This window comes from Rhizobium sp. CFBP 13644 (assembly GCF_014842165.1).
Lineage (GTDB): Bacteria > Pseudomonadota > Alphaproteobacteria > Rhizobiales > Rhizobiaceae > Agrobacterium > Agrobacterium tumefaciens_C.
Genome location: NZ_JACYVF010000004.1, coordinates 311,100 through 322,063, shown reverse-complemented (window position 1 = coordinate 322,063; position 10,964 = coordinate 311,100). Strand labels below are relative to the sequence as shown.

The 10,964-nt window shown below is 56.2% G+C and carries 9 protein-coding genes; 6 read left to right on the top strand and 3 right to left on the bottom strand.

The features are described from left to right. The first annotated feature begins 132 nt into the window (after positions 1-132). The 4 genes from IFT53_RS13930 (at position 133) to IFT53_RS13915 (ending at position 6,142) form a co-directional block, all read left to right on the top strand. Positions 133-2,850, top strand: coding sequence for an ABC transporter transmembrane domain-containing protein (locus IFT53_RS13930; RefSeq protein ID WP_192065440.1), 2,718 nt, complete (start codon positions 133-135; stop codon positions 2,848-2,850). Positions 2,851-2,892: 42 nt separating this feature from the next. Next, positions 2,893-3,348: a cyclic nucleotide-binding domain-containing protein gene (locus IFT53_RS13925; RefSeq protein WP_042620125.1), complete on the top strand. Its 456-nt coding sequence runs from the start codon at positions 2,893-2,895 to the stop codon at positions 3,346-3,348. A gap of 190 nt (positions 3,349-3,538) precedes the next feature. Continuing rightward, entirely contained in the window at positions 3,539-4,399 is an 861-nt protein-coding gene (locus tag IFT53_RS13920) for an MBL fold metallo-hydrolase (RefSeq protein ID WP_192065438.1), read from the top strand. A gap of 84 nt (positions 4,400-4,483) precedes the next feature. Then, a complete protein-coding gene (locus tag IFT53_RS13915; protein ID WP_192065436.1) occupies positions 4,484-6,142 on the top strand; it encodes an adenylate/guanylate cyclase domain-containing protein in 1,659 nt (552 codons plus the stop codon). A gap of 3 nt (positions 6,143-6,145) precedes the next feature. Here the strand turns inward: IFT53_RS13915 and IFT53_RS13910 are convergent, their stop codons facing one another. Together IFT53_RS13910 and IFT53_RS13905 are read right to left on the bottom strand one after the other, a co-directional pair. After that, positions 6,146-6,625 carry a class I SAM-dependent methyltransferase gene (locus IFT53_RS13910; RefSeq protein ID WP_192065434.1) on the bottom strand — a complete coding sequence of 160 codons (480 nt, stop codon included), beginning with the start codon at positions 6,623-6,625 and terminating at the stop codon, positions 6,146-6,148. A 13-nt stretch (positions 6,626-6,638) separates the two neighbouring features. Then, positions 6,639-8,000, bottom strand: a complete 1,362-nt coding sequence (locus IFT53_RS13905) for a nucleotide sugar dehydrogenase (RefSeq protein ID WP_192065432.1) — start codon at positions 7,998-8,000, stop codon at positions 6,639-6,641. 106 nt (positions 8,001-8,106) lie between these two features. Between IFT53_RS13905 and IFT53_RS13900 the strand changes: the two genes are divergently transcribed. Continuing rightward, positions 8,107-9,201 carry a glycosyltransferase family 4 protein gene (locus tag IFT53_RS13900; protein WP_192065431.1) on the top strand — a complete coding sequence of 365 codons (1,095 nt, stop codon included), beginning with the start codon at positions 8,107-8,109 and terminating at the stop codon, positions 9,199-9,201. Further along, positions 9,198-9,938, top strand: a complete 741-nt coding sequence (locus tag IFT53_RS13895; RefSeq protein WP_192065429.1) for a polysaccharide deacetylase family protein — start codon at positions 9,198-9,200, stop codon at positions 9,936-9,938. The genes IFT53_RS13900 and IFT53_RS13895 overlap by 4 nt, the downstream gene beginning before the upstream one ends. Here IFT53_RS13895 and IFT53_RS13890 read toward each other — a convergent pair. After that, positions 9,930-10,892, bottom strand: coding sequence for a glycosyltransferase family 32 protein (locus IFT53_RS13890; protein ID WP_192065427.1), 963 nt, complete (start codon positions 10,890-10,892; stop codon positions 9,930-9,932). The two genes, IFT53_RS13895 and IFT53_RS13890, sit on opposite strands and share 9 nt — an antisense overlap. Positions 10,893-10,964: the final 72 nt, after the last annotated feature.

The following is a 10,964-nucleotide window of genomic DNA, read 5'->3' as shown; positions in this document are numbered from 1 at the left end:
ATGCCTCGTCTTTCTCTGCAAATACGCGCATATCCCATATTTGACCTGATACTATACCCAATCCAACAGCTGCTTTGACGCAACCCAAAACATCCAGTACCGTCCAGTTTCGGCAAGGCGCAGAAGTCCTACATGGAAAAAAATCTAACCCGCTACATCTGGAATCATACGCGGCGGCAGCAGCTTTACATTTTGCTGATCGTCGCTCTGTCGATGATCCCCTATTTCCTTGCCTTTGATCTGCCAAAGCAGATCGTCAATGGGCCGATCCAGGGCGATGGTTTCGAGGGCGTCAACTCCACGCAGCTCTTCATGCACCTGACGCTGGATTTGCCAGTCGTCGGTACAATCACCCTTTTCCCCGGTATCGAGCTATCAAGGCTTGGCATGTTGATGGGGCTGAGCCTGACATTTCTGGCGCTCGTCATCATCAATGGCCTGTTTAAATTCTACATCAATACCTACAAGGGCCGCCTTGGCGAGCGCCTGCTGCGCCGCATCCGCTTCCAGCTGATTGAACGCGTTCTTTTGTTTCCGCCTTCCCATTTCAAGCGTGTGAAAGGCTCGGAAATATCGAGCATGATCAAGGATGAGGTGGAGCCCCTTGGTGGCTTTACCGGCGATGCCTTCGTGCAGCCGGCGCTGCTTGGCGGCCAGGCATTAGCAGCCCTTTTCTTCATTCTTGTGCAGAATTTCTGGCTTGGCCTGATTGCCGCCTTCATGGCCGCAATCCAGGTCGGCATCATCCCGAAAATGCGCCGTCGCCTGATCGACCTTGGCAGACAACGCCAGCTCAGCGCCCGCCAACTGGCAGGCCGTATCGGTGAAATGGTGGATGGTATCAGCACGATCCACGCCTATGATACATCCAATTACGAGCGGGCGGATGCAGCCCACCGACTGGGCGAGATCTTCAAGATCCGCTACGATCTCTACCAGTGGAAGTTCATCGTCAAGTTCATCAATAACTTCCTGGCGCAGCTCACACCGTTCTTCTTCTACGCCCTGGGCGGCTATCTCACGCTCAGAGGCAGCCTTGATGTGGGCCAGCTGGTTGCGGTCATCAACGCCTATAAGGAACTGCCCGGCCCCTTGAAGGAACTGATCGACTGGGATCAGGCGCGTCAGGACGTTCAGGTCAAATACGAGCAGGTGTTCGAGCAGTTCGATTCGCCATCCATGCTCGACGCCAAGATTCAGACACTGTCGCCGGAAGCGGCTGCGGCCATCACCGGACCTCTGGTCGTATCAGCGCTTTCACTGGATGATGATAGCGGCACCCGCCTGCTGGATCAGGCCACCTTGACCATCAATCCCGGCGAAACCATTGCCATTGTCGGTGGCTCAGGTGCCGAAGCGCTGGCCGATGCGCTGGGCCGCACATTATGGCCGACCTCAGGAAAAATCACTTTCGGGGACAAGGATCTCCTTGAATTGCCGGAATCGGTTACCGGCCGGCGTATTTCCTATGTCTCCGCCGACACCTATTTCTTCCATGCAAGCCTGAAGGACAATCTTGTCTATGGCCTCAAACACGCACCCTTGAAGCCGAAAGAATATGCCGGCGCGGCGCTTGAGCATCGAAAGTGGGAAATACGCGAAGCCAAGCTGGCTCAAAATCCCGATATCGACATCAACAGCGACTGGATCGATTATAAGTCCAGCCCCGCAGGCAGCGACGAGGAAGAGCAATTCCTGAAATCCATGCTGACGGTTCTCGATACGGTTCAGCTATCGCCGGATATTCTGGAATTTGCGCTGCGCTCCTCGATTGATCCGTTGGCGGATCTGCATCTCGCGGCCCGCATCGTTGAACTCAGGCAGGCCCTGCGTGCGGAGCTGGACGCAGAAAACCTCAGCGGCCTTATCGTGCCGTTCGAACCCAGCAGTTACAATGCTGAGGCAACGGTTGGCGAAAACATCATGTTTGGCACCTTGCGCGATGCCGATGCCTCCAGCCTCAAGATCATCAACAGCGATTACTTCCGCTCCCTGATGCGTGGCAGCGGTCTGTCCAACACCCTGTTCGACATGGGCTACACCATCGCCGAAAACGTCGTTGAAATCTTCAGTGATCTTCCCCCTGACCACCCGTTCTTCCAGCAACTGACCTTCATGACTGCGGATGACATTCCCGGTTACCAGCAGATGTTGCAGCGCCTTCAGGGCAAGAGCTACGCCGATGCGACGGAGACCGAGCAGCGTGCAATGATAAGGCTGGCTTTCTTCTATATCGAACCACGGCAGCGCTTCGGCCTGTTGACGCAGGAGGTGATGGACAAGATCATCGAGGTGCGGCACATGTTCCACGAGAAATTGCCAAATGATCTGCGCAGCTGGATCGAGCCATATGATCCAGAGCGATACGCGACATCAACGAGCCTTCTCGATAATATTCTCTTCGGGAAGATCAGCCACAGATACCCGGATGCCTCACGGCGCATCACCCGGATTGTTGCCGACGCCATGAAGAAGCAGGGCCTCTATGAAAAGGTGCTGGCAGTCGGCCTTGAATTCAATCTGGGCGCAGGCGGCAAGCGGCTGGGACCATTGCAGCGGCAGAAGCTCAATCTGGCCAGAGCCTTGATGCGCAAGTCGGATTATTACGTCCTGAACCGTCCGCTTCCCGGCCTCGATCACCGGCTCCAGCAGGAAATCGTCGATAACGTCATCACCTTCCTCAAAAAGGATGGCGCGGACCCGGCCGTATTGTGGGTTCTATCCAACCCTTCCCTGTCGAAAATGTTTGATCGTGTCATCGTCATCAACCAGTCGTCGATTGTCGCAGATGGAACATACGAGACTCTTGTGGAAGAAAACGGTACATTTAAGGAAATGATTGCAGCATAGTTTGCAAGAATGCTCAAACAGGAACACGAACAGGACAAGGCAATGCTTTTCAAAGACGAAATTCAGATGCTGAAACGCGTTCCCTTCTTCAGCGGAATGGAGCCCTCCAAGCTGAAGTTGCTGGCTTTTGCATCAGACCGTGTTTCCTACCACGCCGGAGATGAGCTTTTCCGGCAGGGTGATCTGGGCGATGCGGCCTATGTATTGTTGACCGGCAAGGTTGATGTCCTGATCGATTCCCCTTCCGGCGAGATAAAGCTGACCGAGATGAGCGGAAACGCCATCGTCGGTGAGATTGCCATTCTGTGCGACAGCGTAAGAACGGCAACGGTGCGTGCATCGACATCGGTGGAGGCCCTGCGCATTGGCAAGGAACAGTTTTTCAAGTTGATGTCAGATTTTCCGGACATTACCATCAAGGTCATGCGCGTGCTGGCCGAACGCTTGACGCAAACAACGAGCGAGCTGAGCAAGGCCAAATCGGGTTCGGGTGCCTAACGGGAACATCATCCTCAAGCACCAGCGAACAAAAGAAAAATAAAAGTGGTACTCTTGTAATAAAACTGAAATGCTGAACGTACTAAAGCCAGAGCTCGTTATGTCTTCCGAGACCAACAGCTAAGCAAGAGGGATAACACGGCACCTATCGGAGGATAGCAAGGGTGTGCGTGGTAAATTGGAGTATACCATGGCGTTGCATTCCGACGATCTTCGTCGGGACGATAAACAAGAATTTCGGGTCAAGATTTGGGGAGCACGGGGAACACTACCCGTCTCGGGGGACAAATTCCGGAAGTATGGCGGCAACACGATCTGCATCGAGGTAAGGTGCGGAAAACATGTGCTTTTGTTTGACGCGGGGTCAGGGCTTTTGCCCGCTGGCCAGGCTCTGAAGGCCGAGGGCGTGTGCGACGTCAACATGTTCTTTTCGCACTGTCATTACGACCACATTATCGGCTTTCCCTATTTCAAACCGTTCTTCAATCGCGATAACGACGTCTGTATCTGGTCCGGCCATCTGGCGGGACAAAAAACCACGCGCGAAATGGTCGGCGAGTTCATGAGCCCGCCATGGTTCCCAGCGCCGCTGGACATTTGCTGTGCGCAGATCATCACCAAGGACTTCAAGGCCGGCGATGTGCTGGCCGTGAACCCCGAACTGAACATCACCACCGGCATGCTGAGACATCCCGGAAACGCCATCGGTTATCGCATCGACTGGCAAGGCCGCAGCTTTGCTATTATTACAGATACCGAGCATGAAGATGGCAAACTGGATAAAGCCGTGTTGAAGCTCATCGACGGTGTGGACCTCTTCCTCTACGACGCAAGCTTTACCGACGCTGAGATGGACACCTATCGCGGCTATGGCCACTCATCCTGGCAGCATGCGATCCTTCTGGCCAAGGAAGCGAAAGCCAAAAGCGTTGGCCTTATTCACCACGCACCTTTCCGCACCGATGATGATCTTGATATCATCGACACCGATGCAAAGAGGGAATTTGCAGGTGCGTTTGCCGCGCGCGATGGCCAGACGATTGATCTTTGATCGTGGCGTTTAGCAGGAGGTGGTAAACGTCTCCCCCCGCCATTGCCGAATGCGGATAACAGACGCCAACAGGAAACGGAAAGCATGATCCATATCGTGTCGGAAACGTCGCTCAGACGTGCGCGATTGCTGTCCGGCCTGATCATGCTCCTTTTTGTCTTTAGCCATCTGTCAAACCATGCATTGGCGCTGATCTCAATACAAACGGCTGAACAGGGTCGCTGGTGGTTCACTCTCATCTGGCTCAACCCCGTTAGCAGCGTGCTCCTCTACGGCTCGGTTCTTATTCACATCGGGCTTGTTCTGCGCGCAATCTATATCAGGCGCTCGCTGAAAATGCCTGCGCGCGAAGCCCTGCAAATCATCATCGGGCTTGTCATTCCTTATATGATCATCGATCACGCCAGCGGTATTCGCCTGTCGCGCATGCTCTATGATATCGACACTGGTTACGAGATCGTCATTCGAAATTACTGGGTGCGTAATCCCAGCCTGGGTCTTTGGCACAGTATCGCGCTCGTCCTGATATGGGCGCATGGATGCCTCGGCGTATTTTTCTGGTTGCGTTACCGGGAATGGTACAAGCGCATCTCACCCTACCTGCTCACCATTGCCGTGCTGGTGCCCATTCTGGCGCTTCTGGGTTTTGCCGATGCGGGCAGGATCATGGAATACATGCCGCCGCCGCCGCGGGTCATCCATCCCCATCAGGCGGACCTCGAAACGATCATCGATAGATTTAGAGTTTACGCCAAGGTGCTATTCGGCGGGGCCGTGGTGCTGGTTTTCGCGCTTCGTGGCGTGCGCAGTTGGCGTCAACGATTAAATTCGTTTGAAATTCGCTATGACCATGGGGCTGTGGTGAAAGCACCGGCCGGGCTCAGCATATTGGAGGCAAGCCGGACGGGTGAAGTACCACACTTTTCGGCCTGTGGCGGAAAAGGGCGGTGCTCTACATGCCGCGTGCGTATCATCAGCAGCGATGGCACCCTGCCGGAACCATCCAGCATGGAAAAAGCCACCTTGCAGCGTATCCATGCTGATACCGATGTGCGGCTCGGGTGCCAGCTTCGTCCCAAGCACAATCTGAGTGTGGCCCTGCTTCTGACATCAAGGCAAACGGACGATATTCCAGCCGATGGCGAGCCCATCCGCCCCGGACGTGAAGAGGACATCGCGGTGATGTTCTGCGATCTGCGCAACTTCACAGCTCTTTCGGAAGCGCGCTTGCCCTATGACATGGTCTTCCTGCTCAACCGATACTTCACCGTTGTCGGCAAGGCGGTGGAACAGGCAGGCGGCAGGCTGGACAAATTCATCGGCGATGGTGCCATGGCACTTTTCGGTCTCGAAGGTAACGCCGAAACCGCGAGCAGAAACGCACTCAAGGCCGCAGCGCTCATCCTGCAAAATATCGAGGCACTGAACGAGGAGCTGGAAAAACAGTTCGCGGTCAAATTGCGCATTGTCGTCGGCATTCACGCAGGCCCGTCCATTGTCGGCGTCATGGGCTACGGCTCTGCGAAAACCCTGACCGCCATTGGCGATACGGTCAATGTGGCAAGCCGACTTGAAACGGCCGCCAAGGAATTCGACACCGCCATCGTGATTTCCGAGCCGGTTCTTCAGCAGTCGGGACACGCAGCGGAAAGCCTCCAGAGCCGCACCATTCCTATCAGGGGAAAAAGCGCGCAGATGAAGGTTTTCCTGATCTCCGACAGCGAAAGCCGACGCTTTCTCTAAGGCCTAGATTTTTCGGTAGAGGAAGTAACGGTCTGTCGGCACGGATGCCGGTACGGGAAGAGGATTGAGCGTCTTTTCCTCAAGCGGCAGCCCGCTGATTGCCACGCCACCTTCAGCCAGCATTCCGGCAACAAGCTGCGGCAGCCATGTCAGCGTGACCGCGTCCTTCTCAGGATAGCCCGTGCCAATATCGGCATGGACCAGCGCCGCTTCGATGCCGAGATAGGCTTGCGCGGTCTGCGCGATCTCGCCGATCACCATATCCTTCTCATCCGGCACGGACGATGCATGCGCGCCCATGGCCCGATCGAAGGCTACGATCCGGCGATCTGGAAACAGCTCGCGCAGGTGATTGAACGTGCGCCCATTGCCAAGCCCGATTTCCATGATGGGGCCAGCGGGGAGGCCCATATCGGCATGGACGTGGTTGAGAATATCCCGTTGCGCGCTCAGGCGGCGAATGAAGCTGTCTAGTCTGCTCATATCTTTTCCTGCCTCAGGCTTTGATGATGTGGCTGGCCACGATGCCACGCTTGGCAAAGGCATTGCGCGTATCGATGATGAGCGGCGCCCATTCGCTGAGGCTCTGATAATCGACATTGTCGTGATCCGTGGCGATGAGAACCGCATCGAACGCACTGATCGTCTGTTTGTCCCACGTCACCGACTTCATACCGAGAAGGTCGCCATATTCACGGGTTTTCGGTATCTCCGCGACGTAGGGGTCGAAATAGGACGGCTGACCGTGGCGCTCGGCAATCAGCTCGATCAGCTTCAGAGACGGGCTTTCGCGAATATCAGGCACGTTCTTCTTGTATGACAGGCCCACAATCAAAACGCGGGAACGGCTGAGCGCCTTTCCACCATGCACATCCAGCGCCTCGGCAAGGCGGCTGACAATGTGGCGCGGCATGCCCGTATTGATCTGCCCGGCAAGCTCGATAAAGCGCGTTGGCAGGTCGTATTCGCGTGACTTCCACGTCAGATAGAATGGATCGATGGGAATGCAGTGGCCGCCAAGGCCCGGGCCGGGGTAAAACGGCATGTAGCCAAACGGCTTCGTCTTGGCCGCATCGATGACTTCCCAGATATCGATACCCATCGCTTCGTAGACGACCTTCAACTCATTGACGAGCGCGATATTGACGGCACGAAACACGTTTTCCGTGATCTTGACGGCCTCAGCCGTAGCATTGGTGGAAACGGGAACAACGGTTTTGACGACTGAGCCATAGAAGGCAATCATCAGTTCGGCTGCATCAGCGCCTTCGCCCGAGACCACCTTTGGAATGGTCGAAGTCTGGAATTCACGATTGCCGGGATCTTCGCGCTCAGGCGAGAAGCCAAGGAAGAAATCCACGCCCGACTTCAGGCCCGTCTTTTCCAGAATGGTCTTCACGATGCCGTCCGTCGTGCCGGGATAGGTCGTGGATTCCAGCACCACAAGCCGTCCTGGACGAAGCGTCTTCGCGATTTCAAGACAGGTCTTTTCGACATAGGAGAGGTCGGGGTCGCGATATTTCGTCAGCGGCGTCGGCACGCAAATAGCAATAACATCGCAATCGGCAAGCTGCGCAAAATCGCAGGTCGCGACAAAGCCGCCATCGGCGCACGCATTCTTCAAAATATCGTGTGACACCGCTTCGATGTAGCTTTCACCGGCATCGATGGCCACGATCTTGGAAGGATCAATATCGAAACCCACCACTTTGAAGCCGGAATTGGCGATTGTCATGGCCAGTGGCAAGCCGACATAACCAAGGCCAATGACCCCGGCCTTCGCCTTTTTGGACTGGATGAGCTCAAGAAGCTGTTGTGCGTTTGAAGAGGAAGTCAAAGCTGAGTGCGCTCCGCGCATGAAGAAAACATGCCCATCAGTTGGGTGAGAACAGAGGCAGTGTCAAGGTTTGCCCTTCTCAAATCACCCATTGACGAAGCCCCTGATCGCAAAGCAGAACTAGCTGATGAAAATCGCCTTCTATGCCCCCCTGAAATCTCCCGACCACCCCGTCCCCTCTGGAGACCGGCTGATGGCGCGACTGTTGATGCAGGCCATGCGTCTCGGTGGGCATGAGGTCGAGGTGGTATCGGAGCTTCGCAGTTTTCAGCGCGAGCCTGAAGGCAGCGGGGATACGTTGCAAGCAGAAGCCGAAGTGGAAAAACAACGGATCGCCACGAACTGGCTTGGCGACGGCAAACCGGATATCTGGTTTTGCTACCATCCCTACTACAAGGCGCGAGACCTTCTCGGACCTGATCTATGCCAGCGTTTCGGCCTTGCCTATGTGACGGCTGAAGCTTCCTATTCTCCCAAACGAAATGCCACGGGCTGGGCGCAGACGCAGGCCATACTTCTTGCTGATCTCAGTTTTGCCGCCATCAACATCTGCTTCACAACAAGAGATTTCGACGGGCTTTCAAAGGCGGATCAAGGCCTGCGCCTTGCCATACTGCCACCCTTTATTGATGCCGCAACCTTTGCAAAACAGGCGCCCTCCCCCACCCGCTACCGCCTTGCAACCGTTGCGATGATGCGCCCCGGTGACAAGATGAGCAGCTACGCAGCACTGGCCGAGGCGCTCAAGCTGCTGCCATCAGATTTGCCATGGACGCTCGACATCATTGGCGACGGCCCCGAGCGGGGCGAAGCGCAAGACTTGTTTGGCGCGATCGATGCTCACCGTATCGTCTGGCACGGCGAGAAGACACCTGAAGCCATCGCCGACATTCTCTCACATGCATCCATCTATGTCTGGCCGGGCCATGGAGAAGCCTATGGGCTGGCCTATCTGGAGGCACAGGCGGCGGGGTTGCCTGTTATTGCCGAGAGGATCGCAGGCGTGCCGGAAGTCGTGAAAGACGGTCAAACCGGCATTCTAACGCAACCCGGCAATGTCACTGCCTATGCCGATGCGATCATCAAACTGATGACCGAAGACGAATTGCGACACCAAATGGCCCTCAAAGCACGCCACTTTGCCTGCGTAGAACGCGCAATCGAACAGGCCGCCATCATGTTGAATTCCATTCTCGAAAACCTGCCGAGCCAGCCATCATGACCGTTAAACTGCTCATCGAAACTCTGGATGACTTCGCCAGCAAGAATATCGTCGCCGATCTCTGGCTGCGCGATGACGATGCCACTGAGCCAAGCCCCGCCTTGGAACGGTTGCTGGAGCTTTCGCAACGGCATTCAACACCGATGACACTGGCCGTCATACCGCACCCCACTGGCGAGGCGCTTGCAAGACGGCTTGAATGCACGAGCGCCATCGACGTAGCTGTCCACGGTTGGGCGCACCAGAACCATGCCGGACCAGACGAGAAGAAGCGGGAACTTGGACTGCACAGACCGCTTGAGACCGTTGTTGGGGAACTAAAATCCGGGCTGCAGAAACTACGGTCTCTGCATGAACAGCGTTTCGTGCCGATGCTGGTGCCGCCTTGGAACCGCATCGATCAGGCCGTTATCGAACATTTGCCGCAGGCGGGTTACAAAGCGCTTTCGGTCTACGGCCCCGAAAAGCCTGACAGGCTTCCCCTTCTCAACACCCATGTCGATGTCATCGACTGGCGCGGGACACGCGGCGGCAAAGACCATGATGTGCTCTTCGCAGAAACGGCTGCACGCATGCGCCAGGCCCATGCAACCGGCGGCATGACGGGAATTCTGACCCACCATCTGGATCATGATGAAAGCGTTTGGGCTTTCCTGCAATCGCTGTTAAGTATCACGACCAGCCACCCCGCTTGCCGCTGGCGGTCATCACGGCAATGGCTTGCTGAATTACCATGATTTCCAGGCGATCAGCAGACCATCGCCATCCGCACCGGCGCGCGATCGAACTGCCTCAACTGCACTGAACGGTGCCCGATCCGGCAGCGTTTCCACAACGAAATCTGCAGCCGCCAGCGTCACCGAACCAGCCCTTGCCACGACGGTAAAGATCAACGGGCCGGTTGCCCACCACGCGGGGGCTTTCGGCAGCCTCTTCAATATGTCGGGGAAGGCGTCCAGCATCCGGCTAAAGACCGGATGGCCGGGCGGCGCGGCGATGAAGGAATTGGCCAGAAGCAGGCTGCCTTGCCCGGTCTTGCGCGGCACCTCTTCGCCAAATGCCGTCAGGCCGATCATCGGCAATGTGTCGAAGAAGCTCACATCGTCCCGCGCGGGATAAAAATCGCAGTCGAGATAGATGCCGCCAAACTTCAACAGGATCAGATAACGCGCAACGTCCACGGCACCGGGATAGTCGCCATCGTCAAGCATTCTGGAAAATTGCGGGTTGGAGGTAATGCCCTCACGCTCAAGATCGGCTTCGCGCCACAGTCGATAGTCCAGCCCGTTGCGTTTGGCGTGGGAGGCCCATGCCTGCGTCGATGCGGGAACCGGCTTGCTGCCGATCCATATCTGGTGAAGGATTTTCGGCACAGGCTGGCGGTTCACAGCGGCGATCATGCGGCGCTCGTCACCTGAGAAGCGGCCATAGGGCGCAAGAACTTCCGGCGGCGGCACCAAGAGATATTGATAGCCGGTGCGGCTCACCTCATCACCGAGCGCCTTGGCCAACCGCAGATGCACCGAGTGAAGTCTGCGAGGCAGGCCGAATGCGGTGTCTTCCCCCATCAGGCCACGCTCTTGCTCGCCTGCCAGTCGGTCGAGGGCCGCACGGGCCTGCGCAAATTCACCCGCAGCCACAAGATCGCGCGCCTCAGCCAGTTTTTTATCAAAATACGCCTTGTCTGGCATCTCGGCTTCCTCGGGTTTAATAACTCGGACACATCTTCGATCTACATGGTTTTATGCGACACGCGATAGAAA

Bases quoted from the DNA above. Each gene is read 5' to 3' on its own strand.
- IFT53_RS13905 (WP_192065432.1), bottom strand. From the start codon at position 8,000: ATGCGCGGAGCGCACTCAGCTTTGACTTCCTCTTCAAACGCACAACAG.
- IFT53_RS13915 (WP_192065436.1), top strand. From the start codon at position 4,484: ATGATCCATATCGTGTCGGAAACGTCGCTCAGACGTGCGCGATTGCTG.
- IFT53_RS13910 (WP_192065434.1), bottom strand. From the start codon at position 6,625: ATGAGCAGACTAGACAGCTTCATTCGCCGCCTGAGCGCGCAACGGGAT.
- IFT53_RS13890 (WP_192065427.1), bottom strand. From the start codon at position 10,892: ATGCCAGACAAGGCGTATTTTGATAAAAAACTGGCTGAGGCGCGCGAT.
- IFT53_RS13900 (WP_192065431.1), top strand. From the start codon at position 8,107: ATGAAAATCGCCTTCTATGCCCCCCTGAAATCTCCCGACCACCCCGTC.
- IFT53_RS13895 (WP_192065429.1), top strand. From the start codon at position 9,198: ATGACCGTTAAACTGCTCATCGAAACTCTGGATGACTTCGCCAGCAAG.
- IFT53_RS13930 (WP_192065440.1), top strand. From the start codon at position 133: ATGGAAAAAAATCTAACCCGCTACATCTGGAATCATACGCGGCGGCAG.
- IFT53_RS13925 (WP_042620125.1), top strand. From the start codon at position 2,893: ATGCTTTTCAAAGACGAAATTCAGATGCTGAAACGCGTTCCCTTCTTC.
- IFT53_RS13920 (WP_192065438.1), top strand. From the start codon at position 3,539: ATGGCGTTGCATTCCGACGATCTTCGTCGGGACGATAAACAAGAATTT.